At 73.1% G+C, this 26,110-nt stretch carries 23 protein-coding genes; 8 read left to right on the top strand and 15 right to left on the bottom strand.

Features of this window, described 5'->3' with window-relative positions; translation table 11 throughout:
* Positions 1-94 precede the first annotated feature (94 nt).
* From QEZ54_RS24430 to QEZ54_RS24385, 10 genes are all read right to left on the bottom strand, one after another.
* Positions 95-1,048 carry a sensor histidine kinase gene (locus QEZ54_RS24430; RefSeq protein ID WP_281307057.1) on the bottom strand — a complete coding sequence of 318 codons (954 nt, stop codon included), beginning with the start codon at positions 1,046-1,048 and terminating at the stop codon, positions 95-97.
* Positions 1,045-1,881: an MEDS domain-containing protein gene (locus QEZ54_RS24425; protein WP_281307056.1), complete on the bottom strand. Its 837-nt coding sequence runs from the start codon at positions 1,879-1,881 to the stop codon at positions 1,045-1,047. Before QEZ54_RS24425 ends, QEZ54_RS24430 begins: the two co-directional genes overlap by 4 nt.
* A gap of 117 nt (positions 1,882-1,998) precedes the next feature.
* Positions 1,999-4,014: an FAD-dependent oxidoreductase gene (locus tag QEZ54_RS24420; protein WP_281307055.1), complete on the bottom strand. Its 2,016-nt coding sequence runs from the start codon at positions 4,012-4,014 to the stop codon at positions 1,999-2,001.
* A 52-nt stretch (positions 4,015-4,066) separates the two neighbouring features.
* Positions 4,067-4,702: a DUF998 domain-containing protein gene (locus tag QEZ54_RS24415; protein WP_281307054.1), complete on the bottom strand. Its 636-nt coding sequence runs from the start codon at positions 4,700-4,702 to the stop codon at positions 4,067-4,069.
* A gap of 18 nt (positions 4,703-4,720) precedes the next feature.
* Entirely contained in the window at positions 4,721-5,893 is a 1,173-nt protein-coding gene (locus QEZ54_RS24410) for a DUF5685 family protein (protein WP_281307053.1), read from the bottom strand.
* A gap of 47 nt (positions 5,894-5,940) precedes the next feature.
* The gene (locus QEZ54_RS24405) at positions 5,941-7,707 is read right to left on the bottom strand and encodes an extracellular solute-binding protein (protein ID WP_281307052.1); all 1,767 of its coding nucleotides are present in this window, start codon (positions 7,705-7,707) and stop codon (positions 5,941-5,943) included.
* 29 nt (positions 7,708-7,736) lie between these two features.
* Positions 7,737-8,981, bottom strand: a complete 1,245-nt coding sequence (locus tag QEZ54_RS24400; protein WP_281307051.1) for a serine/threonine-protein kinase — start codon at positions 8,979-8,981, stop codon at positions 7,737-7,739.
* Positions 8,982-9,099: 118 nt separating this feature from the next.
* Positions 9,100-9,660, bottom strand: coding sequence for a GerMN domain-containing protein (locus QEZ54_RS24395; protein WP_281307050.1), 561 nt, complete (start codon positions 9,658-9,660; stop codon positions 9,100-9,102).
* On the bottom strand, positions 9,657-11,009 hold the full coding sequence (locus tag QEZ54_RS24390; RefSeq protein ID WP_281307049.1) for a HAMP domain-containing sensor histidine kinase: 1,353 nt from the start codon (positions 11,007-11,009) through the stop codon (positions 9,657-9,659). The genes QEZ54_RS24395 and QEZ54_RS24390 overlap by 4 nt, the downstream gene beginning before the upstream one ends.
* A complete protein-coding gene (locus QEZ54_RS24385; protein WP_281307048.1) occupies positions 11,006-11,686 on the bottom strand; it encodes a response regulator transcription factor in 681 nt (226 codons plus the stop codon). Before QEZ54_RS24385 ends, QEZ54_RS24390 begins: the two co-directional genes overlap by 4 nt.
* Positions 11,687-11,831: 145 nt before the next feature.
* Between QEZ54_RS24385 and QEZ54_RS24380 the strand changes: the two genes are divergently transcribed.
* From QEZ54_RS24380 to QEZ54_RS24365, 4 genes are all read left to right on the top strand, one after another.
* The gene (locus QEZ54_RS24380) at positions 11,832-12,167 is read left to right on the top strand and encodes an STAS domain-containing protein (RefSeq protein ID WP_281307047.1); all 336 of its coding nucleotides are present in this window, start codon (positions 11,832-11,834) and stop codon (positions 12,165-12,167) included.
* 37 nt (positions 12,168-12,204) lie between these two features.
* Positions 12,205-12,612 carry an STAS domain-containing protein gene (locus tag QEZ54_RS24375; protein ID WP_281307046.1) on the top strand — a complete coding sequence of 136 codons (408 nt, stop codon included), beginning with the start codon at positions 12,205-12,207 and terminating at the stop codon, positions 12,610-12,612.
* Entirely contained in the window at positions 12,609-13,037 is a 429-nt protein-coding gene (locus QEZ54_RS24370; protein WP_281307045.1) for an STAS domain-containing protein, read from the top strand. The genes QEZ54_RS24375 and QEZ54_RS24370 overlap by 4 nt, the downstream gene beginning before the upstream one ends.
* Before the next feature lie 168 nt (positions 13,038-13,205).
* Entirely contained in the window at positions 13,206-13,844 is a 639-nt protein-coding gene (locus QEZ54_RS24365; RefSeq protein WP_281307044.1) for an N-acetylmuramoyl-L-alanine amidase, read from the top strand.
* Positions 13,845-13,956: 112 nt separating this feature from the next.
* Here QEZ54_RS24365 and QEZ54_RS24360 read toward each other — a convergent pair whose 3' ends face one another.
* The gene (locus tag QEZ54_RS24360) at positions 13,957-16,476 is read right to left on the bottom strand and encodes a transglycosylase domain-containing protein (RefSeq protein WP_281307043.1); all 2,520 of its coding nucleotides are present in this window, start codon (positions 16,474-16,476) and stop codon (positions 13,957-13,959) included.
* Between the two features lie 177 nt (positions 16,477-16,653).
* Positions 16,654-17,649, bottom strand: a complete 996-nt coding sequence (locus QEZ54_RS24355) for a cation diffusion facilitator family transporter (protein WP_281307042.1) — start codon at positions 17,647-17,649, stop codon at positions 16,654-16,656.
* A gap of 345 nt (positions 17,650-17,994) precedes the next feature.
* Here QEZ54_RS24355 and hisD point away from each other — a divergent pair, with 345 nt between their 5' ends.
* Together hisD and QEZ54_RS24345 are read left to right on the top strand one after the other, a co-directional pair.
* Positions 17,995-19,299, top strand: a complete 1,305-nt coding sequence (gene hisD, locus QEZ54_RS24350; protein ID WP_281307041.1) for a histidinol dehydrogenase — start codon at positions 17,995-17,997, stop codon at positions 19,297-19,299.
* 4 nt (positions 19,300-19,303) lie between these two features.
* The gene (locus tag QEZ54_RS24345) at positions 19,304-20,074 is read left to right on the top strand and encodes an SDR family oxidoreductase (protein WP_281307040.1); all 771 of its coding nucleotides are present in this window, start codon (positions 19,304-19,306) and stop codon (positions 20,072-20,074) included.
* Positions 20,075-20,078: 4 nt separating this feature from the next.
* On the opposite strand, the gene QEZ54_RS24340 is transcribed toward QEZ54_RS24345, so the two are convergent.
* The 3 genes from QEZ54_RS24340 to QEZ54_RS24330 all read right to left on the bottom strand — a co-directional run bounded on the left by QEZ54_RS24340 (position 20,079) and on the right by QEZ54_RS24330 (position 22,825).
* Positions 20,079-21,446 (bottom strand): MFS transporter, encoded by a 1,368-nt coding sequence (locus QEZ54_RS24340; RefSeq protein ID WP_281307039.1) that lies wholly within the window; start codon positions 21,444-21,446, stop codon positions 20,079-20,081.
* Positions 21,447-21,524: 78 nt separating this feature from the next.
* Entirely contained in the window at positions 21,525-22,268 is a 744-nt protein-coding gene (locus QEZ54_RS24335; RefSeq protein ID WP_281307038.1) for an arylmalonate decarboxylase, read from the bottom strand.
* Entirely contained in the window at positions 22,265-22,825 is a 561-nt protein-coding gene (locus QEZ54_RS24330) for a TetR/AcrR family transcriptional regulator (protein WP_281307037.1), read from the bottom strand. The genes QEZ54_RS24335 and QEZ54_RS24330 overlap by 4 nt, the downstream gene beginning before the upstream one ends.
* An 83-nt stretch (positions 22,826-22,908) precedes the next feature.
* Between QEZ54_RS24330 and QEZ54_RS24325 the strand changes: the two genes are divergently transcribed.
* Together QEZ54_RS24325 and poxB are read left to right on the top strand one after the other, a co-directional pair.
* Positions 22,909-23,802, top strand: coding sequence for a DUF4437 domain-containing protein (locus QEZ54_RS24325; protein WP_281307036.1), 894 nt, complete (start codon positions 22,909-22,911; stop codon positions 23,800-23,802).
* A gap of 185 nt (positions 23,803-23,987) precedes the next feature.
* Positions 23,988-25,724 carry a ubiquinone-dependent pyruvate dehydrogenase gene (gene poxB / locus QEZ54_RS24320; RefSeq protein ID WP_281307035.1) on the top strand — a complete coding sequence of 579 codons (1,737 nt, stop codon included), beginning with the start codon at positions 23,988-23,990 and terminating at the stop codon, positions 25,722-25,724.
* Positions 25,725-26,110: the final 386 nt, after the last annotated feature.

Genomic DNA, 26,110 nt, shown 5'->3' with positions numbered 1-26,110 from the left:
CGTAGGCGCCATGCAAATCGGGGTGGCTTGTCCCCGGTCACATCATCCACCGGTGTCCAAGCCGCGAGGAAACCTCGCGTCCGGCGGCGTTGCTTCAGGCGACCGATTCGCCCGCGACCAGCGCGAGTGTGAATCCATCAGGGCCGCGGCGCAGGGACACGTACGCACAGAGCTGATGCGCCAGCCACAGCCCGAGACCGCCGGGACCGGGACCGGGCAGCAGCCCGGCGGCGGGATCCGCCGGACCGGGTCCCCGGTCGGTGACCGTCACGACGATGCGGCCCGGCACCGCCCACGCCCGGACCAGCACCGGCCCCCGGCCGTACAGCAGCCCGTTGGTGACGGCCTCGCTGGTGCTCACCACCAGCCCGTTCAGATCGTCGTCGGCGAGCAGGGCCGTGGCCTGCAACGCGATGACCGCGCGCCGGGCCTGGCCGACCTCCGGGTCGCGCAGTTCCACCAGCGGCGGCTGCGCCTCCAGCGGCTGCGTCCACGGAGTCACCGCGTTGGCGAGGAAGTCGCGCGGCTCCTGGTACGTGCTGCTGGCCTCGCGGCGGCCGTCAGCGCTCACCAGGTGGGTGTGCGTGCGCCGGGCCTGCTCGAGCACCTGCGGCGGCGCGGTCCTGGTGTCGTACGGGCACAGCCCGTACATGGGGAAGTCGTCGTAGACCTCGTTGGCGGCGGCCTCGTAGCGCGCCCACCACTCCCACGGCACCCCGACGCCGGGGTGCGGCACGTCGCCGGCGATGCGGATCTGCACCGCTCCCGCCGCCACGTAGTCGGACAGCATCTGCCGATGCCGCTTGATCGCGACGGCGGGGCGCAGGTAGTGCGGGCCGCCGTCGATGAAGACGACGCCGCTGTCGGTTCCCATCGCCTTGCGTACCAGGTCCTGGTTGCGTTCGCCGAACAGCGAGACGGTCGGCTCACCCGCCGCGACGCCGTCGCGCAGGAACGGCAGCACCACGGCGAGGAACTGCTCGTCGGAGTCGTAGAACGCGGCTTCGTGCAGGATGCCGTCGTGCCCGGCGGCGGGCCCGGATCTCATGACTCCGTCACCTGGAGATCCGGCAGGCGCAGCAGGTCCGCCAGCACCCGGGCCGGGCCGCGCCCGGCGGTGTGCAGCACCGCGGTGGCGCCCCGGCTGCGGGCGTGGTCGACCAGGTGGAACAGCCCTCGGTGGTCGATGAAGGACAGCTCGCGCGCGTCGATGGCGACCGTACCGTCGACCGGGGCGACGGCCGCGCGCTCGAGTGCGGTCTGCAGCAGCGCGTGCCCGGCGATGTCGATCTCGCCGGCCAGGGCCGCGCGGGTGCCGGGCCGCATGGAGGCGAACAGGCGCAGCGGGGCCGAGGACGTCCGGGCCAGCGGGTGCATGCAGGCGACCTCGGCGATGGCGGCCGAGGTCAGTTCGCGGCGGTTGTAGCCGCACATCGCGGCGAAGGGGTTGCCGGTCATGTACACGTCGACGAGGTGTTCGTACCGGGCGAAGGCGGCGAGCTGGTCCGGGGTGCGCACGAGCGAGGTGGCGTCGGCGGCGACCCGCAGGCCGTCGTACCCGTCGGCGAGCGCCTGCTCGGTCGCGCGGGCGTAGGCACCCACCTGCAGGATGGGGTCGGCCAGCAGGCTGTGGTCGTAGATGCCGAGGTCCTGTACGTAGGCGGCGCCTTCGGCGCGGGCCTGCGCGAATCCTTCGACATGGTCGAGGTCGGTCTGGCCCGCTCCCTCGGCGAGGTAGATCACGCGCTGGCCGGCGGCCAGACCGTCGGTGAGGAAGCGCCCCGCCGCGCGCCGGAACTCGTCCGGGCCGTCGAAGGCCCAGCACACGTGATCGTGGCGGCCAAGTCCGTCGACCGCGTCGATGAAACCGGTCCGGCGCATTACCCGAACGTAGCACGGATCCCGTCCCCGCCCCCTGGTGAGCAGTTTCGGGGAGACTGCACGAAGGCGCGCCACGATTCGCGCGCTCTCCCCGAAACTGCAGCGACCACGCCGTGCTCAGAGCGGGACGAAGCGGGCCGCGTCGGCGACGACGTAGCCGTTCGTGGCCTCGGTGCGGATCAGGACGCTGGCGCCGGTCGGGGACGTCCCGGCGGGCAGGGTGAAGGTGCCCAGCGAGTTCCACTGCCCTCCCCCGGCGCGCTGGTCGACGGTCCTGGTGCTGACCGTGCCGCCCGCGCACACGTCGACCGGCACATTGCTCGCCCGGTTCGCGTGCGCGGTCCACCGCAGGAACACCTGGTACGTCCCGGTGACCGGGATCGTCGGGGTGAACCGCAGCCGGTTGACGCCCTTGCCGGCGTTGTCGTCGTGCTCGTAGTCGGTCCCCCAGTAGCCGCTCACCGACGTCGAGCTGAGCCAGGTGCCGGCCCGGGTCACCCCGGCCGAGGTCGAACTGTCGACGATGATCTCGCCGGGGGTGGTCGGCGGCCAGGTCAGCAGCTGCCCGTCGGCGCGCAGCCGGGCCTGCAGGGCCGCGATCGGCACCTGCTGCACGGACGACCCGGCGGTGATCGCCACGTGCGCGGCGGTCGCCGCGGACTGGGCCAGGATCATGAACACGGGCTCCATCCGGATCGAGCCGTACGCGATGTGGCTGGCCGACAGGCACACCGGCACCAGCAGGTTCGCGCACTGGGACTCGTACGGCGTGATGGACCGGTAGCTGATCGGGTAGGGCTGCGGCACGCCGATCTGCACGTCGCCCTCGTTCTTCAGCGCACCGGACACGACCACGCGCTGGCAGTTGTGCGAGTCCATGGTGTAGCTGGCCAGCCCGACCGAGTCGGCGGGCACCCGGCCGCCTCGGCAGTCCGCCTCGGTCATCACGTACGCCGAGAGCATGCGGCGGGCCTCGCGGATGTAGAGCTGGGTGGGCCAGCCGCCGTTGCCGGTGAACTCGTCGGGGGCCAGGCCCCAGGCGGCGGTGGCGGTGCGGACGGAGGCGGGCAGGCGGGGGTCGTTGGCCAGGAACCACATCAACCCCTGCTGGTAGACGCGGTGCTCCTCGACGATGGCGGCGCGGGCGGCGTACGACGCCGTGGGGTATGCGTAGTTCGCGCCGATGAAGTCGGTGGAGAAGGCGCCGTCGTTGTTGGAGTCGGTCTTGCCGCCGCCGACGGCGTGCGTGGTGAAGAACGGGCCGGTGTAGCCGGCCTGCACGTAGCGCGCCAGGGGCTCGTACCGGATGGGGTCGTAGCCGCTCGGCTTGGCGAACGGGATCCGGGTGGCGGCCTGGGTCAGGCACATCCGGAAGTTGTACGCCTGGATGCGGGCGTCGCCGCTGCCCGCGGGCGCGACGGGGGTGTTCGAGATGCCGGGCAGCAGCCCGCTGGCGGGACTGCCCGGTGTGGCATAAGGGTCGACGACCCGGTTGAACTGGTGGCCGCCGCGCAGCTGTACCCCGTTGATGGTCTCGCCGTAGACGCTGTTGGCCTCCCGCCCCGAGGTCCAGCCGACGCCGGCCGCCGCCATCAGGTCGCCTTCGTAGGTCGCGTCGACGTACATCGGCGCCCGGAACACCTGGCCGTTGTCACAGGTCAGCTCGGTTATCCGATTGCCGGATCTGACCGCGCCGGCCAGCCGGGTGCTCAGGTAGACGGGCACGCCCGCCTCGGCCAGCATCTCGTCGAAGACGGCGGCCGCGACGTGCGGCTCGAACGTGAAGCGGCCCGGCGAGGTCGGGGTGACGGGGGTGCCGTTGTACCTGCCGTACACCCGCCGGTAGAACTCCCCGGCCAGGCCGCCGATGGCGGCCTTGACCCCGCTGTCGGTCATGCCCAGCCCGCCGGTGGACAGGCCGCCGACGTGGGTGCCCGGCTCGATGATCAGCGCGGTGCGGCCCAGCCGCCGGGCGGTCACCGCGGCGGCGATCCCGGCCGAGGTGGCGCCGTAGACCACCAGGTCGGCGGTGACGACGGCGGCGGCCAGGGCGGGCAGCGGCAGCGCGGGCGCCGCGGCGACGACCAGGGTCGCGGTGCCCAGGCGAAGGACCTGGCGGCGGGTGTACGGCATGACGGCTCCATCTCGACAGACAGCCTGTGCAGGAGCGCGCCGCCGCACCCGGTCACCCAGGATCACGCTCACGACGGTCGATGTCAATCACCCGCAGCGCCAGCAGGCCGGTGACCGCGATCCACAGCACCGGCGGCACCAGCGCCACCCGTTCCAGCACGCTGGTGAACAGGCCACGCCCGATCGCCAGCAGCCCGAACACCAGCGCCAGCATCAGGGGCAGGGACACGGCGAAGAACACCCGCGCGGTACGCCGCAGCGCCGGCTGGAGCGCGATCAGCGCCACCGCGCCCATCGCCACCATCGCCAGGCCCACGGCGCCGACGCTCGCCCCGGCGTGCACCAGGTCCTTCGCCGTCGACGCCTCGTACGGCGGCAGCGGGCACCCCGGCGTGCAGGACACCGCCGCCGACACCGCGCCGAAGCCGCCGGCCATGACCAGCAGCGCGAACACGAACGGGACCAGCCGCCGCAGCGCCGTGCCCAGCAGCACCAGCGCGGCGGCGACCAGCACGATGCCGGCCCGGTAGACCAGGTGCCGGGGGCTGGACGCGACGCCGCCCTCGCTGACGTAGCCGCGCAGCCACGGCTCGGGCAGCGCGCCGAGCGCGTACACCACCGCGCCGGTGCCCGCCGTCGCCGCGGCGACGGCCGCGCCCGCCGCCCAGCGCACCCGTCCGGGGCTCACGTCCGGCACCGGCCGGGTTCAGCAGTCACAACCGCAGCAGTCACAGTCGCAATGCTTGCAGCACTTCACGCAGTCGCAGCAGCCGCTGCAGTCGCAGTTGCCGCAGTCACAGTTGGTGCACCAGCCCTCGCGCGGCAGGCCGCTCCACGGACCCGGGTACGGGTCGCGGCAGCACACCTGGCAGGTGCAGCACATCCAGGTGCCGACGGCGCACCCGAGCAGCGGCCCGCGCGAGCGCGGCGGCGCTTCGACGTGGGGCCAGAAGCACGAACCGCTGCCCGGCGGGCGCGGCGCCTTCGGCTTGCGGCCAGGCTGGACGACCGGCGGGTAGTAGTCGGGGTCGGCGTGGGCGAAGGTGCGTTCGATGGCGTGCTCCACCTCGTGCACCAGCAGGCGGTGGACGAGCTTGGCGTCGGTGAACGCCACCTCGTCCAGGGCCAGCCGGATGCCCGCGGCGGCGTCCCGGGCCAGCACCCCGGCCTGCGCGTACGACGCGCCCGTGGCGGCCAGCGGGTTCCACGCCCCGGCGGCCCGGTCGGCGGCCAGGTCCTCGACCGCGTCGAGCAGGTGCGCGATGCGGCCGAAGAACCGGCCGGCCTCGGCCAGCGGCTCGGCGTTGCCCGGCCGGCCGGCCAGCACCGCCGTGTGCGCGAACGCGGCCGCGGTCGCCAGCTCGGTCGGCTCCGTGACGGTCAGCAGGGACGCGCCGCTGGTGACCGCCAGTTCGACCGCCCGCTGCCCGGCCACGGCGGCCAGCAGGACCGAGGTGTCCATACCCAGGTCCAGCCCCGACCGGTGGGCGCGGGCGGCCCACCGCCGGGCGACCACCCGCGCGCCCGCGGCGACCGGGCGCCGGGCGTAGAGGCCGTCGCCGTCGGCGGCGTGGTCGGACAGCTTGGCCGAGGCGAGCACCAGCGACACCGTGGCGGCCAGGCGGGCGCCCACACCGTCGGCCACGGTCGCGGTGCGCATGCCGCGCAGCGGGCACGGCCCGGCGGTGCGCTGCTGCGCCGTACCCAGTTGCGCCTGGGTGAGCGCCGAGATGATCAGGCCGTCGTAGTTGGTGACGATCCGGGCCGCCTGCCCGTGCTCGTCGCGCAACGCCAGGCACAGGCCGCACAGGTGACCCAGCCATTGCGCGTGCAGCCGCTCGGTCAGGCTGTGCGCGCAGGGTCGGATGATGCCGAACACTCGCGGCAGCCTAGAGCACCCGCGCCAGCCGGTGGGGGCCGCGCCGGTCAGAAGCTGCTGAGCAGCTTCACGAACGCCTCGTCGAGCAGGCGCGGGTCCCGCGCGTCGAAGGTCTTGCCCGAGGTGGCCTTGGCGATGGCGTTCAGCGTGTCCAGATCCGAGCCCTCGTCGAAGGCGATGCAGAAGATCTTCACCGGCCGGTCGGGGTCGAGTGCGACGTCCCTGAGCAGCCGCGCCAGGTCGTCGTCCTTGTCGTACTCGTTCTCGCCGTCGGTGAGCACCACCACCGCGTTGATCCGGTTGCGGTCGTAGTGGTCCAGCATGTACCGGTGGGCGGCGCGCACGGTCGCGTACAGCGCGGTCGCCCCGCCCGCCTGGAGCCCGTCGAGCCGGTCGGCGAAGGCGCGGCTGTCCAACCGGGACAGGCCGATCTGCTGCCGGTACGGCAGGTCGTGGGAGCCCTGCTTCTCGGAGGAGAAGGACCACAGCCCGACCTGGTCCTCGGAGTTCAGCAGCTGCAGCCCCTTGGCCGCGGCGTCGGTCGCCGCCGCCAGCCGGGTCCGCGAGCCGACCTTGTGCGACACCATCGACCCGGAGACGTCGAGGGTCATCAGGATGTTGGCCTTCTTGCGCAGGGTGGCCCAGCTGTTCAGGATCTCCTGCACCACGTCGGGCGACGGCGGCAGGAAGGGCTCCTTCCGGGTCGCCTCGTGCCCGCCGACCACGTCGATCAGGTCGGGTGCGGCCACCCGCTCGTGGTCGCGGAAGCCCAGCTCGGCGAAGGCCCGCTGCTGCGGCTCGTCCTGCAGGAAGGCCAGGAAGTCCGCGGCGGCGGCCTGCTGGGCCTGGCTCGCGCCCGGCAGCACCACGTACGGGTGGTCGAGGTTGAACGTGCCCTCCTTCGGATACAGCGCGACCAGCGGCTCGTGCGGCTTGTCGCCCGGGTTCGGGCTCAGCTGCCCCTGGTTGTAGAGGTAGACCAGCTCCTCCTGCGTCACGATGGCGCTGAGGTCCGAGCCGGCGCCGTCGACGCGGGACAGGTCGGCGGCGGCCAGCGACTTGAGCAGGTCGACCACGTCGTCGCTGTAGTGCGACACGTTCGCCTCGATCCGCCGCACGTACTGGGTGACCTCCGGGCGTCCGACGTCCTCCTTGGTCAGGTCGCTGGACGTGCCGGTGGCGGCGTAGTACGCCGCGATCGTCGCCGCGAGCCCCGAGGTGGACAGCCGCGGGTTGTCCTTGCCGAACGTGAACCGCTTCCACTCCGGCTTGCCGAAGGTGCCCCAGCCCCGGTCGCCCGACATGCCGAGGATGTCGCCCCAGCCCAGGCCGCCCTGCTGCTGCAGCACCCGGGCCTTGGTCGCGGGCACCGCGATGACCAGGGGGCTGTTGGCGATCGACGGGTACGTGCCCGGCGTCTGCTCCGCCCGCTTGGCCGCCCGGTCGCGCAGCCGCAGCTGCCCGGTCCACAGGCTCGACGTCGGCAGCCACACCTGCGGCTTGGCGATCTTCGCGCCCGCCACCGCGGCCCAGTCGCCGGCCAGCGCCTCCATCGCCTTGCCCGAGGTCAGCCCGGCCACGCTGACGTTCGCGCACTGCCCGCCGAACCGGCGGCCGCTGCCGTTGTAGCGCTCGGCCAGCTGCGCCACCAGCACGTTCTTCTCGGTGGAGGAGACCACGTCCAGCGCCGTGCAGTCGGAGCGGTCGCCGTCGAGGCGTACGTACAGGTACGAGCCCGCGATGACGGCGAGCCCGACCACGACGGCGACGGCGACGGGCAGCCACCTGCGGGCGGTCGTCGGACCCGGGGCCATGCGTTCCTCCTGTGCTGCGGGGTGCGCGGTCAGCGCTCGGAAGGGTCCTGCTCGGTGCCGCGGTCCAGCGCGGCGGCGACGACCAGCCGGACGGCGTAGACGGCGCCGAACGCGAGCGCGCCGACCTTCGCGGCCGTGCCGGTGTCGGCGGAGGCGAGGTTGCCCGCCGCGAAGCCGCCCGCGCCCAGCACGATCGCGGCCGAGATGCCGACCGGGTCGCCCGCCTGGCGGCCCAGCCTGCGCGGCCAGCCGGTCCGGGGCGAGACCGCCTCGACCGCGGCCACCTCGGTCGCCGCCGCCCGGGTCGGTGCGGGCACCGGCACCGACGGCGCGGTCTCGGTCGCGATGCCGGCGGCCGCGGCCGGGGCGGGCAGCACGGTGGTGGCCGCCGCGTCGCTGCCGGCGCGCAGGGCGGTGCCGAGCGAGATCTCCGGCGCGGACCGGTCGGCGTGGCCGAGCAGGCGCAGCAGCAGCTGCTCGGCGGTCGGGCGGGCGTGCTGGTCCTTGTCCAGGCCCTGCCGCACCACGTCGAGCAGGGTGCCGGACAGGTTGGCCAGGTCCGGCGGCTCGTGCAGCACCCGCGCCATCACGGTGGCCAGCGAGTCGTGGCCGAACGGTCCCCGGCCCGAGGCGGCGAACGCCATCGTCGCCGCCCAGCCGAACACGTCGCAGCTGGGGCCGACGTCGATGTTCTGGAACCGCTCCGGCGCCATGTACGGCACCGTGCCCATCACGTTGCCGGTCAGGGTGTGCGTGCCCAGCGCCCGCGCGATGCCGAAGTCGATGACGCGCGGGCCGTCCAGGCCCAGGATCACGTTGTCGGGCTTCATGTCGCAGTGCACGATCCCGGCCTGGTGGATGGCGGCCAGGGCGGTGGCGGTGCCGACCGCGAGCCGGTAGAGGGCGTTGCCGGTGACCGGGCCGCGGTCGCGCACCTGCCGGTGCAGCGTCGGGCCGTCGATGAACTCGCTGGCCACGTACGGCTGCTCGGCGTCGAGGTCGGCGTGCAGCACCTGGGCGGTGCAGAACGCGGCGACCCGCCGGGCGGCCGCGATCTCCTTGCCGAACCGGGCCTTGGCCTTCGGGTCGTGCTCCAGGTCGATGCTGAGCATCTTGACCGCGACCTGCCGCTCGTCGCCGTCCACGCCCAGGTAGACGATCCCCTGGCCGCCCTGCCCCAGCCGACCGAGCAGCCGGTACGGCCCGGCCGTGCGCGGGTCGCGGGTGGACAGCGGGGCCAGGCCCGGCCGCGGGTCATCGGTAGCCAACGCCATCAGCCTCCCTGGATCGCGATGATCAGCCACGCGCCGCAAGGATAGCGTCGGCTGTCCATCGCCTCACGGCACGGCTGCGACTGTCCACCTGTTGCCGCGGCGGCGGGTCGTGCCGCCGTCACTCGCCAGGCAGCAGGCTGGCGTAGTCGTCGGCGCGCAGCGGCTGCTGCGTCAGCGGCGCGTCGGGCCGGGGCACGCCGATCCGCTGCCCCTGCCGGGTGAACACGACCTGGAGGATGTCGCGGCGGCCGGTCAGCGTGCACACGATCTGTCCGAACGCGAGCACGTCGTCGTTGCGGCCGGTGCCCTCGATCGCGACCGGCAGCTCGACCGTGGCGGTGCCGTCGACGACGGTCACCGTGGCGGCCGCGTCGCTGCCGATCAGCGCACTGCCGAGGCCCTGCTGCTGCTCGGCGTCGGTGGGGCCGCGCAGCAGGTCGGCCAGCAGCGCCTGGGCGTCGGGTTCGGACGGCAGCCGCCGCTGCACCGAGGCCAGCTGCCCGTCGCGGACCAGGAACAGCCGCTCGCTGGCCGGTCCGGACGGCTGCGCCGTAGGGGCGGTGTCCACGACGCGCGGATGGCGGCTGCGGTCGATCTCCCGGGCGGTGTCCTCCTCGGGGACGCCGCACCCGGCCGCCAGCAGGCATACCGCGGTGACCAGGGCGAGCGGCCTTCTCACGGCGCCTCCAGCGGGATGGTGACGCGGAAGCGGGCGCCGCCGCCGGGCCGGTCGGCCACGGTGATGGTGCCGCCGTGGGCGGTGACGTGCTGGGCGGCCAGGGCCAGGCCCAGGCCGGTCCCCTCGCTGTCGCCCCGGGCCCCGGCGGCGCGGCCGCGCACGAACCGGTCGAAGATCACCTCGCGGTCGGCGGGGCCGACGCCCGGCCCGGAGTCGTCGACGAGCAGTTCGTGGGTCGATCCGGCCGTCCGCACCACCACGGCGACCGCGCCGCCGCCGTGGACGTGGGCGTTGTCGAGCAGGTTCGCCAGGATCTGTTCGAGCCGTCGCCGCTCCACCTGCCAGACGCTGCACGGGTCGGCCGCCACGACGTCCTCGGCCAAGCCCCGGCTGCGGCACAGCTGCACGGCCATGGCGCCGACGTCGACCGGAGCGCGCTGGACGGGCTGGTCGCCGCGGGCCAGCTCCAGCAGGTCGGTGACCAGGTCCTGGAACCGGTCGACCTCCTCGGTGAGCAGGTGCACCGCGGTCGCGCTGCGCTCGTCCAGCTGCTCGCGGCGGCGGGACAGGACGCTGGCCGCCGCCGCCAGGGTCTGCAGGGGCGAGCGCAGCTCGTGGCTGACGTCGGCGGCGAAGCGGCGGTCGCGCTCCATCCGGGCCTGCAGCTGGTCGACCATCCGGTTGAACGAGGTCGTCAGGCGCTCCAGCTCCGGTTCGGCGGCCGGGTCGAGGCGGGTGCTGTGGTCGCCTGCGGCGATCTCGCGGGCGGCGTCGGCGACCGAGGCCAGCGGGCGCAGGACCCGCCTGGTCGCGTAGGCCCCCAGCAGTGCTCCGCCGCCGGTGGTGCCCACCGCGACCATGGTCAGCACCAGGGCCAGCACCCGCAGCGACCGGTCCAGCTCGTTCATGAAGTCGACCTCGTACAGGGCGGTGCCCTCGTCCAGCGGCACCGCGATGACCATGGCGGGCACCCCGCCCACCCGGACCCGCTGCACCCCCGCCTTGTCCTGCGCCACCAGGGCGATCAGGCCGACCGGGATGTCGGCCGTGGTGTTGCCCGCGTCGACCTTGGTCGAGTACCACTCCCCGGCCCGGCGCAGGAAGGCCCGCCGGTTGCTGCCGGTGTCCAGCGGCCGGATCGCGCCGAGGGGGTCGGCCGGGTCCGCGGACAGGCCGGCGTGCACCAGGTCCGCGTCGAACAGCACCGCCCGCCTGGCGGTGCTCTCCCGCTCGGCCAGCAGGTAGCGCTCGGTGATCTGGTACGACAGCAGCGCCACGGCCGTGGACACGCACAGCGCCCCGATGGCGAACCCCGCCGTCACCCGTGCCCGCAGCCCGGGGCGCCTCATGGGCGCTGCAGCTTGTAGCCCATGCCGCGTACGGTCACCAGCCGCACCGGATTGCCCGGATCGTCCTCCACCTTCTGGCGCAGCCGCCCGACGTGCACGTCCACCAGCCGCTCGTCGCCGTAGTCGTACTCCCACACGCGGGCCAGCAGCTGCTGCCGGGACAGCACCTGCCCGGCGTGCTCGGCCAGCTCGCACAGCAGCCGGAACTCGGTCCGCGTCAGCGCGAGCAGCTCCCCGCGCAGCAGCACCTCCCCGGCGTAGGGCCGCAGCTCCAGCTCGCCCAGCACGGTCGGGCGCGGCTCGGCGACCGACGCCGGACGGGTCCGCCGCCGCAGCGCCCGCAGCCGCGCCGACAGCTCCTTGGTCGCCACCGGCTTGACCACGTAGTCGTCGGCCCCGGCCTCCAGCGCCGCGACGATGTCATGGGTGTCGTCGCGGGCGCTGACCACGACGATCGGCACCTCGTCATGGCGGCGCAGCTCGCGGATGCACTCGAACCCGTCGATGCCGGGCAGCATCAGGTCGACCAGCACCGTGTCGGCCGGCTCGCGCCGCTGCCGGACCAGGCCCTCCTCGGCCGTGGCGGCCGTGTGCACGGTGTAGCCCTCGTCCTCCAGCGCCATCGCCAGCGACAGGCGGATGCGGTCGTCGTCTTCGATCACTAGTACGGCAACCATCGGCGCATCATCGCCCGCACCGGCGTGCCGCTGCCACCCCGGGCCGGATCCGCAGGGTTTTTGTCACACAACTGTCACGAGTTCGCGGGGCGGCCGCGAAACGGCGGGGGAAGTTTGGGACACCTCGACGACGAGGAGGCGGCTGATGACCGAGCCCATGACGGCGGTGCCGATGGTGGAGGTGAAGGTCCGCGGCGACCTCGACTCCGCCTCGGCCGCGCGCATCCACGACGTACTGCAGGAGGCGCTGGCCCTGCACCCGCGGCAGCTGGTCATCGACCTCGCCGAGTGCGAGGTGATCGACGCGGCCGGGATCCTGCTGCTGCTCGACGCGCACCGGCGGGCCCTGCGCGACGGCGGCGCGGTCACCCTGCGCTCCCCCTCGCAGCGGGCCCGCCGCAACCTCAAACTCGCCCGGGTCGACCGGGTCCTGCAGGTGCTGCCCGGTGACAGCGACGAACCGGCGGCCCGGCTCCCTTGACCGGCCGCCCGAGACGAGAAGGCACGGCCCTCGACCGATGACCGACGACATCGCCCTGCGCCTGACCGGCACACCCGGGGTGCTCCGGCTGGCCCTCGCCGGCGCGCTGCTAGAAGCCAACGCCCACCGGCTGCCCAAGGTCGTGATCGCGGTGCTGCGCCGCCACCGCATCACCGCGATCGAGCTCGACCTGGCCGCGGTCAGCCGCCTCGACGGCGTCGGCGCCGCCGCCGTGCGGCTCTGCGCCCGGGAGGCCGCCCGCCGCGCCATCGCCTTCACCATCAGCGCCTGCTCCGCGCCCGCCCGGCACAGCCTCGCCCGCCACGGCGCGGCGAGCCTGCTGCCGCCCCCGGTGGTGCCCCGGCACACCTGGCTGCACCGCCCGCACACCGGCACCGTCTGCCGTCCCCGCCGTCCGCTGAACCCCGCCGGAGGCCCGCGTTGACCGAACCGCTGCGCCTGCGGCTCTACTCCAGCCCGCTCGGCCTGTACCTGACCGCCGACGGCAGCCTCGACGCCAGCACCGCCGACGGCCTGGTCCGCGCCGTCACGCTCGCGCTGCACCGCCTGCGGCCGCGCCGGATCACCATCGACCTGGCCGAGGTGCACACCATCGACCCGGCCGGGGCCGTCGCGCTGGCCTGCTGCCGCGACCACGCCGTACACGCCCAGGCCGAACTCGGGCTGACCGACCCGCCGCCGCACCTGCGCCGGGTGCTGGCGGCCCACGTCGCGGACCTGGTGCCGGCCGCCCCGAGCGACGCCGCCACCGGCCGCCGCCTGCCCGTCACCGCCTGGCGGCGCTGCCCCCGCCCCGCCACCGCCAGCGCCCGGCCGCGGCGCCCAGCCCCGGCCAGACCCGGCGCCTGAACTGGCGCCGCCGCGCCGGCCGCGACCGCGTAACGGCCGCCGGCGGTGCCGCCCCTGAAGATTTCCACCAGTGGTGAAACATTTTCCGCAAGACATCTTCATAGAAAGATGAACATGCGTTAAGTTCATGCCGTCACCATCCCCCTCTTCCCCCCGAGAGGTGCACAGATGATCGGCACATCCGGCGCGCGCCGCCGTACGCTGCTGGCCGCGGCCGTCGGCCTGGCCGCGGCGCCCTTCGCGGCCAGCCCCGCCCTCGCGGCCGCGCCCAAGGTCTACCTGGACCCCGGACACGGCGGCACCGACGCCGGGGCCGTGGCCAACGGACTGCAGGAGAAGACGCTCACCCTCAACATCGCCCTGCAGACCCGCGACATCCTGAAGGCGAACTGGAACGTCGACGTACGCATGTCGCGCACCACCGACGTCACGCGCAGCCTCGCCTACCGCACCGACGACGCCAACGCCTGGGGCGCCGCGATCTTCGTGAGCATCCACATCAACGCCGGTGGCGGCACCGGCTTCGAGAGCTACCGCTACCCGGGCGTCGGCGCCACCACCCAGCGCCTGCAGAGCACGGTGCACTCCAACGTGATCGCCCAGATGCGGACGATCTCCGCCATCACCGATCGCGGGCTCAAGGCCGCCGACCTGCACGTCCTGCGCGAGAGCGCGATGCCCGCCGTGCTCACCGAGAACCTGTTCATCGACACGGTGGCCAACGCCAACCTGCTCAAGCGCGCCGACTTCATCACGGCCACCGCCCGCGGCCACGCCCGCGGCATCGCCGCGTTCCTGGGCCTCTGAGCAGCCGAGAACCAAGTCGATCGCCGTCTTCGGCCAGATTCCCGGCTGGATGCCGGGGCTGTGACCGAAGACGGCGATCGACAGAGCGCGCAGGCCGCGTCGGAGCGGCCGCTCAGTGGAAGTCGCCGGGGTCCTCGTCCGGCTCGGACGGGGCCGGGCTCGGCGGTAGGCTGCCGCCCGGCGACGCGCCGAGCGGCGACGCCGCCGGTTCGGGCTCCTCGTCGGGGCAGAGCAGGTCGACCACGCAGTCCGGCGGCGGCTTGCGCGGCGACGGGCTCGGTGAGGGTTCGACGCCGTCACCGACGCCCTTGGTCTCGCCGAGCTTGCCGCCGGTACCGTTGGCCAGCGGCTGCGGCGCGAGCTTCATCTCCGCGTGGGCGGTGTTCATGAACCCCTGCCAGATGTCGGCGGGCAGGCCGACGCTCAGGATGTTGCCGCCGCCCCGGGACTTGGGCATGTAGATGGGGTCGGAGGCGTTCTTGACGTTGCCCACCCAGATCGCCGCGGCGATCTGCGGGGTGTAGCCGACCGTCCAGACGTTGGAGTTGCCGCCCTTGATGGCCTTGCTCTCCCAGGTTCCGGTCTTCGCGGCGGCCTGGCGGCCGGTCAGCGGGTGGTAGTAGTAGCCGGGCATCTGCTTGAGCACTCCGGTGACCTCGTCGGCCACCTCGGTCCGGATCCGCCGCTCGCCCGTGACCACCTCACCGGTGTTGGGCACCAGGTGGTACCGGCCGGTCTGCTCGTCCTTCTTCTCCACCCGGACCACGAAGTGGGGCTTGTGGTAGATGCCCCGGTCGGCGAACGTCGCCATGCCCGAGGCGTGGTCCAGCACCGTGATCGGGTACTGGCCGAAGCCGACCTGGTAGTCGAACGAGGCCCGGCTGATGTCCGTGTCGGGGTCGTCGAGGTGGCGGGCCTTGCCGTCGATGAGGGCCCACATCGTGTTGACGCCCGCGGCGTGCGCCATGGCGACGACCTTGTCCGGGCCGATCTTCTTCGCGATCTTGAAGAAGGGCACGTTGAGCGACATCTTCGTGACCTCCTCCAGGGTGCACTTGCGCTTGCACTTGATCGCACCCTGCGACCGGCCCGCGTTCTCCACCTCGTACGGGCAGGCCTGGTACTTGTCGCAGTTCCTCTTCCGGCCCGTGGCGGTGATCGGGGTCGGGTCCCAGGTGGACCTGAGCGAGATGCCGGCGTCGATCGCGGCGGCCAGCGCGTACACCTTGAACGAGGACGCGGGCGGGTGGCCGCCGTCCTCCCAGATCGTGCCCTCGTTGATCTTTCCGGCGTAGTCGATGCCGGTGCCGTCGGCACCGCCGTAGTACGCCAGCACCCGGCCGTTGCTCGGGTCGATCGCCACCCCGGCCGCGATCACGTTCTTCGGATACCCCTTGATCTTCGTGTCCTTGCCGTCGACCTCGTGGTCGACCGCCTTGACCACGTCGTGGACGCACCGGCGCTGCTCGCCCTTGCCGGTGCAGGTCTCCTTCCACTCGAACGTGCGGAACAGCTGCGCCTCCAGCGCCTTCTGCGCACGCGAGTCGATCGTCGTGGTGATCCGGTAGCCCTTGTCGCGCCAGTCCTGGATGCCCCAGGCGGCCAGCTCCCGCTCGACGTACTTCTGGATCACGAAGCCGGTGCCGGTGCCCTGGATCCCCGTCTCCCCGGCGCTGGCCGAGTACTTGCGCAGCGACTTCTCCGGGTACGCCATGCCCGCCCGCTGCTGCGCGGTGAGCTTGCCCATCTCGACCATGTTGTCGAGCACGTAGCCCCAGCGGCTGCGGGCGGCGTCGGGGTTGAAGTGCGGGTCGTAGCCCTTGGAGCCGTCGGCGTCGTTGGGCTCCGGCTGCTTCAGCACGGCCCCGAGCACCGCGGCCTCCTCGACCGTCAGCTTGCCGGCCGACTTGCCGAAGTACGCCTTGGCGGCCGCGCCGACACCGGTCGAGGCCCGGCCGAACCACACGGTGTTGACGTAGTAGCCGAGGATCTCGTCCTTGGTGTGCTCCTGCTCCAGCCGCCGCGCCATCACCGCCTCGCGCAGCTTACGGGCGTAGCTGACCTCCAGGTCCCGGGCGGCGTTGCGCGCGTACTGCTGGGTGATGGTGGAGGCGCCCTGGGTCTCGCCGCCGGTGAGGTTGTTCCACGCCGCGCGGGCGACGCCCCACAGGTCGATGCCGCTGTGGGTGAAGAAGTTCTTGTCCTCGCCCGCGATCAGCGCCGACTTCACCTGGTCGGACAGGGTGGACATGGCGACGATCTCGCGGTTCTCCCCGCCCAGCTTGGCGATCCGGACGCCGTCGGCCGAGTACACGAAGGTGTTCTCGTTGGAGCTGAAGTCCGCGGGCTCGGGGACCGAGTCGTAGAAGTAGGCCCCGCCGATCAGACCGGCCCCGGCCAGCAGGATCAGCACCGCGAACGCCGCGACCAGCATGCTGCGCCACCGCCGGGGGCGCTTGCGACCGCCCGGGGAGGCGCCCGCCGCCGCGGCGTCGCCGTCGGCTCCGGTCGGGGGTACGCCCGCACCGCCGACGCTCGCGCGTCCGATCGCCCGGGTCGGCTCGGTGCTCGGACGCTGTCCGTCGGCAGGCGGCGGGGTGCGCCGCGAACGGGGCGTGGGGCGCGAGGTCATCGGTCCGCACCCCTCCGCACACAACCGTCTGTCATCATTTCCGCTTCGCCTTCGGACCCGTATCTGTCGGACTTTGCACCCTTCTAACGACGGATTCCGACTTACCGCTCGTCCATCGAGCACAGCCCACCCGTGGCCGGTCCGCCCGGCCGCGTCGACTGAGCGCGTTTCAGCAGCTCAAGAGGCTTGTGGCCGGGTCGGGCCGGACAGCGGCGGCTCGTCCGGCGCGGACGGCCCCAGCACCACGGCGACGATCACGGGCGACGCCTCCCGCAGCCGCGCCTCCACCGCGCGCAACCGCACGGCCAGCAGCGACTCCACCTCGTCGCCGGCGAGGTCCACGCGGCCGATGACCGACAACATCAGCGGGCCGACGACCTCCACCCGCAGCGCCGTCACCCGGTCCACGTCCGGCTGCCGCGCGAGCAGCTCCGCCACCGAGCCGACCACCTCGGGGCCCGCCTGCTGACCGACGAGGAAGCGCCGGTTCGAATTGATCAGCACGAACGCCACCGCGGTGAGCAGCACACCGACCAGGATCGAGCCGATCGCATCCGGTACGGCCGACCCGGTCAGCTGGTGCGCCGCCAGGCCCAGCGTGGCGATCACCAGGCCGATCAGCGCCGCCGCGTCCTCGGCGAACACCGCGCGCAGCGTCGGATCGGAGGTGGCCATGACGTGTTCGAGCACGTCCCGGTTCAGCAGCCGGGCCGCCTCGCGCGCCTGCTTGACCGAGCGCAGATAGGAGATGCCCTCCAGCACGAACGAGATCACGGCGTAGCCGATGGCGAAGTGCTCGGCCGGTTCGGGGTGCAGCAGCTCCTGCACGCCGTGGCTGACCGAGATCGCGCCGCCCGCGACGAACAGGCCGATCGCCGCGAACAGGGACCAGACGTAGGCCTCCCGGCCGTGGCCGAGGGGGTGCCCCGCGTCCGGCGGGCGGGCCGCCCGGCGACCGGCGGCGACGAGGAAGAGTTCGTTGCCGGTGTCCGCCCAGGAGTGGGCGGCCTCGGCCGCCAGCGACGCCGAGCCGGTCATCACGGCCGCGCCCGACTTGGCCACCGCGATCAGGGTGTTGGCCACCAGCGCCACCACGACCGTGCGAACGCTCTCCGAGGCGGCCGGCACCGCCCCGAGTCCCGGCCCCGGGCCGGGGGCCTCGCGGTCGGCCATCCCCGCTCCCTCCTCGACAGCACCGTACCGACGGCCTACCCGCCGGCGAACGCGAATCACCCGCTGCGGCGGACAGAGCTGTCAGCGGCACGAGGAACCGAGGCGGCCGCGCGAGCAGACAGTCTAAATCATCCCGTATCGCCCAGAGCCGGCCGCAACACGCCCCGATCCGGCTGCCCCCACTCGATCGTCCGATCCGGATCTTGTGCGTTCTCCGTCGCTCCAGCGGCAGAAGACGCACAAGATCTCGCCGACCCGGCAACCCGATCACGCCGGATGGAAACAGCGTTTCCAGTTTGATACGCTCGGCGCCCAGCCCACCCCAGCGGCGACCGGAGGCAGCACATGCCTGAGCATCTCAAGAGCGCCGCACCACTGTCGGCGAGTGCCCCCGCAGACGTCAGCGAGACCGTCGCGCAGATCATCGCCGATGTACGGCGGCGCGGCGACGAAGCGGTACGCGAGCTGTCCGTCCGGTTCGACTCGTGGAGTCCGGCCCGGTTCCGGCTCGACCCCGACGAGATCGCCGACATCGTGGCGGGCGTGCCCGGACAGGTGCTCGACGACATCCGCACGGTGCAGGCCAACGTACGCGCCTTCGCCGAGCACCAGCGCCGGTCGCTGCGGGACTTCGAGGTCGAGACCGCCCCGGGCGTCCTGCTCGGCCAGCGCAGCATCCCGGTCGCGGCGGCGGGCGCCTACATCCCCGGCGGCCGCTACCCCCTCGTCGCCTCCGCGCACATGACCATCGTGACCGCCAAGGTCGCCGGGGTCGAACGCGTCGCCGCCTGCACCCCGCCGATCCGCGGCGAGATCCCCGCGGCGACCGTCGCGGCCATGCACCTGGCCGGGGCCGACGAGATCTACCTGGTCGGCGGCGTACAGGCGGTGGCCGCGATGGCCCTGGGCACCGAGTCCATCGCCCCGGTCGCGATGATCGCCGGACCGGGCAACGCCTACGTCGCCGAGGCCAAGCGACAGCTGTTCGGCGAGGTCGGCATCGACCTGCTCGCCGGGCCGACCGAGATCCTGGTCATCGCCGACGAGTACGCCGACCCCTTCGTGGCCGCCGTCGACCTGCTCAGCCAGGCCGAGCACGGCCCGGACTCCCCCGCCGTCCTGATCACCACCTCGCGCGCGCTGGGCGAGGAGGTCCTGGCGCACATCGAGCAGATCCTGCCGACGATGCCGACCCGCGACTTCGCCGGACCGGCGTGGCGCGACCACGGCCAGGTCATCGTCGTCGACGACCTGGACGAGGCGTACCGGCTGGCCGACGAGTTCGCGTTCGAGCACGTGCAGGTGCTGACCCGGCAGCCGCGCGAGGCGCTGGAGCGGATGCGCGACTACGGCGCGCTGTTCCTGGGCGAGGGCACCTGCGTGTCGTACGGCGACAAGGTGATCGGGACCAACCACACGCTGCCGACCAGGCAGGGCGCCCGCTACACCGGCGGGCTCTGGGTGGGCCGGTACCTCAAGACCGTCACCTACCAGGAGGTGGTCGATCCGCAGGCCAGTGTGGAGCTGGGCCGCCTGTGCGGGCGGGCCAGCCGGGTCGAGCTGTTCGAGGGGCACGCGCGCTCCGGCGACGTGCGCGCGGCCAAGTACGCCGGGGACCCGCTGCCCTGGTCAGCGCACGAGTGGAGGTAGCCCGATGACGGAGCTGACCGGACGTACGGCGCTGGTGACCGGCGCGGGCAACGGACTCGGGCGGGCCACCGCGCACGCCCTGGTCGGGGCGGGGGCCCGGGTGATCCTGGTCGGCCGCACCCGCCAGACCCTGGACGCCGTGGCCGACGAGCTGCGGGAAGCCCCGGCGGGGGTGCGGGTGGCGGCGTGCGACGCGGCCCTGCCCGAGCAGGTGCGGGCCCTGGGCCGCGAGCTGGCCGACGAGCAGGTGTCCATCCTGGTCAACAACGCGGGCATCGCCGGACCGGTGGCCGAGCTGGTCGACGTCCAGCCCGACGACTGGGACGAGGTGTTCGCGGTCAACGTCCGCGGCGTCTACCTGATGTGCCGCGAGTTCCTGCCCGCGATGATCGAGCGCCGGGCCGGCGACGTGGTCAACCTCGCCTCGGTCAGCGGCAAGCGCCCGCTGGCCCGCCGCACGCCCTACACCGCCTCGAAGATGGCGGTGCTCGGCCTGACGTTCACGCTGGCGCACGAGGTGGGGCCGTACGGGATCAGCGTCAACTGCCTGTCGCCCGGCCCGGTCGACGGCCCCCGGATGCACCGCAACTTCCGGCTGGAGGCGCAGCGCACCGGCACCACCTACGAGCAGGCCGAGCAGGCGTTCGTGTCCCGCTCGGCCCTGGGCCGGATGGTCACCGAGGCCGAGGTCGGCGCGGCGGTCGTGGCGATGCTGCGGATGCCCGGCCTGACCGGGGCGGACATCGACCTGTCCGCCGGGATGATCGGCCGCTGACCGCTCAGTCCGCCTGGTCGGCCGCCGCCAGTGCGGCGGCCGCGTCGGCGTCGTAGGCCCGCCACGAGCGCAGCACGATCAGGCAGCCGATCGCGAGCGGAGCCAGCACCACCGCGTACGCCGCGCGCAGCGACCCGGTCGCGTCGGAGGCCTCGCCGATCAGCCACGGCCCCAGCGCCCCGCCGAGGGTGACCAGCATCTGCAGCACGGCGAAGCCCAGGCCGCGCCGGTGCGCGGCGACCACGTCGGCGTTGGCGGCGGTCAGGTTCGCGATGGCGCCCGCGAAGCCCACGTTGGCCAGTGCGAAGCAGGCGACCTGCGGCCCGAGGTCGGTCAGCGCGACCGCCCCGGCGAGCGCGACGGAGCCCAGCACCAGCGACCAGCCGCCGAGCAGCACCCGCCAGCCGGGCCGGCGCCCGTGCCCGCGGTCGCCCAGCCAGCTGCCCAGGCCCATGCCGACGAGGATGCCGACCAGCCCGGCCCCGCCGCCGACCGCGGCCGCCGCCGCCTCGTCGAGCCCGAACTCGCGCTGGTAGTAGGACGGCATCCAGAAGAAGAGGCCGCCGAGGCCGAAGAACAGGATGCTCAGTCCGGTCACGACCGAGCGCAGGGTACGCACCCGCCACAGCTCGCGCACCTGCCGCAGCAGCGGCGCCGACGGGGCGGCGACCGGGGCGGCCGAGGTCGCGGCGGCGCCGCCGTACCAGGCGGTCAGCCGGTCGCCGATGCCGCGCACCGGTTCGCGGACGGTCAGCATCAGCAGCGCGATGATCGCGCCGGGCACGGCGACCAGGAAGAAGCCGGTGCGCCAGCCGTACGCCTGGGCCAGGGCGCCGCCGGCGATGACGCCGATGGGCAGCCCGGCGAAGTAGGCGGCCCGCTCCAGGCCGAACGCACGGGTGCGGCCCGTGCCCGGGTAGAGGTCGCCGAGCAGGCTGGAGGCGGGCGGGTTGTAGAGCTGTCCGGCGGAGCCCAGCAGCACCCGTACCCCGAACAGGGCCGCGTAGGAACCGACCAGGCCGGTGCCCAGGGTCAGCAGTGCCCAGACCGCCACCACCGCGGCGATCGTCCAGGTGCGGCGGCCGGTGTCGGCCAGCCGCCCGGCGGGCAGCAGCAGGAGCACGGCCGCGACGGCACCGGCGGTGGCGATCGCCCCGGCGGCGCCGTCGCTGAACCCGAACTCGCGCTGGATCTGCGGCAGCGACCCGGCGAGCAGGTTGTACTCGACCCGGTCGACCAGCGCGACCAGGGCCACGCACACCGCGGGCCACCACCCGAACGGCGCCGCGCGGCCGCGCCGCACCGTCACCGGCGGCCTGCCCGCGAAGGCGGTCACCTCGGTGGTCTCGTCCGTTGCTGCGCTGACCGTCATGAGTGCGCCTTCCGGGGCGGGCGTCAGAGACGATCAGGATAAGCAAAAGAAACGCTGTTTCGATAGAGGAAACAGCGTTCAGTGCTCGCGCAGCAGCCGCCCCGCACCCGCCACCCGGTCGGCCAGCCCGTGCTCGCGCAGCGCGTGCCACAGCGTCGCGGCGTTGATCGCGATCACCGGTTTGCCCAGCTCCTGCTCCAGCCGGTCGGCCAGCGCCACAAAGGACAGGTTGGTGCCGACCTGCACGATCGCCTCCACGTCCGGACCGTCCAGCGCGGCCACGGTCTCGCGCAGCCGGTCGTCGGGCACCCGGGCGATGTCCATCGCGGTCGGGCACCGCAGTCCGGTGACGGCCGCGACGTCGAAGCCCGCCTCGGTGAAGAAGCGGCCGACCTCGCGGTCGGCGATCGGCTGGTACGGCGAGAAGACGGCGATCCGGCGGCAGCCCAGCTCCCGCAGCGCCGCCCGGCACGAGCTCGCGCCGGTGGTGACCGGCAGCCCGGTGCGCTCGCGCAGCCGCCGCTCGAACGCGGCGTTGCCCTCCACCCCGCCCCAGAACGTCTCGGCCGACATGCCCATGACCATCCGGTCCGGCTCGGCGGTGAGCACGTCGCGCACGGCGGTGTCGATCGAGGCCCGGATCTGGCCGAGCAGCGCCTCGAAGTCGGCGTCGTCGCCCATGACCGGGTTCGGGATGTACATCGATCCGGCGCGGTAGGCGATGCCGGGCACCCCGGCGGTCCAGTAGTCGTGCTCGACGACGGTGTTGGTGCTGGGCACGATGACGCCGAAGACGGCGCGCGGCCCGACGGCGTTGGTCATGCGCGGGCCAGCGTGTGCACGACGTCGTCGACGATGCGGTGCGCCCGGGTGCGGGCGGTGGGCCGGTCCAGCAGCAGCGCGTCCAGCAGCAGCGGCGAGGCGATGACCGCGACGGCGTCCTCGCGCTGGGTCGCCGACACACCCGCCGCGCGCAGCACCGCGTGGAACGGCTCCAGCAGGTCGCCCACGTACCGGTGGCGCAGCTCGGCGGCGGCGGGGTCGGCCGCCGCCGCGACGACCAGCGCCTGCAGGAAGGCGCCGACGGGCCGGTCGCGCAGCCGGTTGCACAGCTGGTCGACCTCGGCGTGCAGGTCGCGGGCCAGGTCGCCGGAGGGCTCGACGGGCGGCAGCGGCGCGACCTCGATCAGGGCCGCCAGCACCGCGGCCGGGGTGGGCCAGTGGCGGTAGATCGTGGAGCGGGACACGCCGGTGGCCTGGTGCAGGCGCTGGGCGGTGAGCGCCGCGGCGCCCTCGGACAGGAGCAGCTCCAGCGCCGAGGTGAGCACCACGGTCGCGGTGTCGGCGGTGGGCCCGGTGGGGCGGCCAGGTCGGTTCACAGGGTTAACGCTACATCTTGTACTTGAAAAAGTTAAGCGATACATTCCGCACTGGAAATTGTTCCGGCCCGGAGGAGGCGGCCATGCGCCCGCATGTGGAGATCATCGATGAACGCGACCTCATCTGGCACGTCGCGGAGTTCCAGCACGCCAGCGGCAGCGCCGAGCAGCGCAACCTCAGCTACGACGAGGAGGACGGCTCCGCCTCGCTGAAGGTCCGCTTCACCAGCGACTGGTCCCGCCCCGCCGGCACCCACCACGCCGACACCGAGTGGTACGTCCTGTCCGGCCAGGTGACCATCGGCGACACCGTGCTGGGCGAGCAGGGCTACTGGACCGCCCCGAAGGGCGTGTGGACCCCCGCGATCACCGTCACCGAGGGCACCGAGATCCTGCTGTACCGCGAGTACGGCGACTGGCACTTCGACCTCGCCGACGCCGACCGGGAGTTCGTCCGCCCCGACCAGGTCCTGGTGGTCCTCGACAGCGCGCAGATGCCGTGGATCGACGTCAAGGACGGCAGCCCCATGCGCTTCGACCTCGGCGGCACGCCGGTGCCCGGCCTCTACATCAAGCTGCTGCACCGGGATGAGAAGACCGGCTTCTACACCCGGCTGATCAAGGCCAAGCCCGGTTGGCGCGAGGTGCCGCTGGCGCACCACCCCTGCTCGGAGGAGGCGTACTGCCTGGAGGGCGCGTTCGACTACAACTTCGGCAAGATGTGGCCGGGCACGTACTTCTGGCGGCCGCCGCTGGTGCGCCACGGCGACTTCACCGCCGGTGACGAGGTCGGCTGCACCTGGCTCGTCCGCTCCGACAGCGACCTGGTCGACTGGTACACCGACAACGCGCGCGTGGTGATGGAGGGCGACGCCACCAACTGGGGCCCGGCCAACCCGCACAGCGCCGCGCCCCGGCTGGTCGAGCCGGTCCGCTCCCGCAGCATCGGCCGCTGGACCGACCCCACCTACCAGTGACGCCGACGCGTCCGCGCGGCGCGCGGACGCTGAGGGTGCGTGCAGTTTCGGGGAAACTGCTGGAATCCGGTCCTTGATTCCTGCAGTTTCCCCGAAACCGCAGCCTGCCGATCCAGGTCGTTCCCGGGCGTGGCGGGCGTCCGGCTCGCGATAATCGGGGGCGAGCCGGGCAAAGGGGGCCGATGATGGCGCGCACGGTGGCGGACCTGATGGTCGCGACGCTCAAAGCCTCGGGCGTACGCCAGATGTACGGAGTTCCCGGCGACTCGCTCAACGGGCTGACCGACGCGCTGCGCCGCGACGGCGACCTCGGCTGGCAGCTGATGCGCCACGAGGAGGCCGCCGCGTTCGCCGCCGCCGGCGAGGCCGCGGTGACCGGCGGACTCGCGGTCTGCGTCGGCAGCTGCGGCCCCGGCAACCTGCACCTGATCAACGGCCTGTTCGACGCGAGCCGCAGCCGCGTGCCGGTGCTCGCCGTCGCCGCGCACATCCCGCGCGACGAGATCGGGTCCGGCTACTTCCAGGAGACGCACCCGCAGGAGCTGTTCCGCGAGTGCTCCGTCTACTGCGAACTGGTGACCACCCCCAGCCAGCTCCCCCGCACCATGGAGATCGCCATGCGCACCGCGCTGGCGCGCCGCGGGGTCTCGGTCATCGTCGTACCGGGCGAGGTGTTCCTCGCCGACGCCCCCGACGGCGCCGCGCCGGTCACCGTCCAGCTCCCCGAGCCGGTCATGCGGCCCGACGAGCAGTCGCTGGCCGCGGCCGCGGCCGTACTGAACGCCGCCGACCGGGTCACCATCCTGGCCGGGGCGGGCTGCGCCGGGGCGCACGACCAGCTGCTGAGCACCGCCGAGAGGTTGCAGGCGCCGGTGGTGCACGCGATGCGCGGCAAGGAGCACGTCGAGTACGACAACCCGTACGACGTGGGCATGACCGGCCTGATCGGGTTCAGTTCCGGCTACCGGGCGATGGAGCACTGCGACGCGCTGCTCATGCTCGGCACCGACTTCCCCTACCGGCAGTTCTACCCCGACGGGGTGCCGGTGGTGCAGGTCGACGTACGCGGCGAGCAGATCGGGCGCCGGGTGCGGGTCGACGTGCCGCTCGTCGGCACCGTGCGCGACACGGTCGACGCGCTGCTGCCGTACCTGGTCGCCAAGACGGACTCGGCCCACCTGCACCGGATGCTCGCCCACTACGACCGGGCCCGGCAGCGGCTGGACAAGCTCACCGAGAGCCGGGTGACCGACTCCCCACTGCACCCGCAGTACGTCGCCGCGATGGTGAGCAAGCTCGCCGCCGACGACGCGATCTTCACCGCCGACGTCGGCACCCCGTGCATCTGGGCCGCCCGCTACCTGCGGATGAACGGGCGGCGACGGCTGGTCGGCTCGTTCAACCATGGGTCGATGGCCAACGCGCTGCCGCAGGCCATCGGGGCGCAGGCCGCGCAGCCGGGCCGGCAGGTGGTCGCGCTGTCCGGCGACGGCGGGCTGGCCATGCTGCTCGGTGAGCTGATCACGCTGCGCCAGCAGCGGCTGCCGGTGAAGGTCGTGGTCTTCGACAACGGGGCGCTGTCGTTCGTGGAGCTGGAGATGAAGGCGGCGGGCATCGTCACGTACGCCACCGGGTTGGACAACCCGGACTTCGCGCAGGTGGCTCAGGCGGTCGGGCTGTTCGGGGTCCGGGTGGACCGCGCGGGTGACCTGGGCGACGCGCTGCGAGCCGCCTTCGCGTACGACGGCCCCGCCGTGGTCGACGTGCGCGTCAGCCGACAGGAGCTCTCACTGCCCCCGAAGATCACGCTCGCGCAGCTCAAGGGCTTCACCCTGTACGCGACCCGCACCGTCCTGTCCGGCAACGCCGACGAGATCTTCGACCTCGCCAAGACCAACCTCCGCGAACTCGACCGCGAGTAGCCGTCTCGGACGAGTCGACCGCAAATTCGGCTCCGGTCCGGTCGATGATCGGCCTTCGAGGTCAAAACCAGGCCCTACGACCGAGGTTGCGACACCGAATGCCGATCACCGTAGGCGTGACCTCGCGAATAGACCGCACGCGCCGGCTAGTGACCCCCGCGGTCTGCCCGCGGTGTGCCGCAGGGCGGCTGGAGGTAGGTCTGCGGCTGGTCGGGGTGAGGGACTGCAACAAACCTGCACACGGGAAGCCTTGTTCCTAGGAAAGCGCTTTCCTTACGATGTCCCCATCGATGCAGGTCGAGCCATCTCGCCCGGGACGGTCTCCCCCTGCCCCGGTACGGCGCGAGCGCACGTCGCCGTACCCACAAGTCCATCCGGACCCGCGC

Source organism: Catellatospora sp. KI3 (genome assembly GCF_029948125.1).
Classification (GTDB): Bacteria; Actinomycetota; Actinomycetes; order Mycobacteriales; family Micromonosporaceae; genus Catellatospora.
The sequence above is the reverse complement of the archived record's forward strand: the minus strand, read 5'-3'. Positions and strand labels throughout refer to the sequence as shown.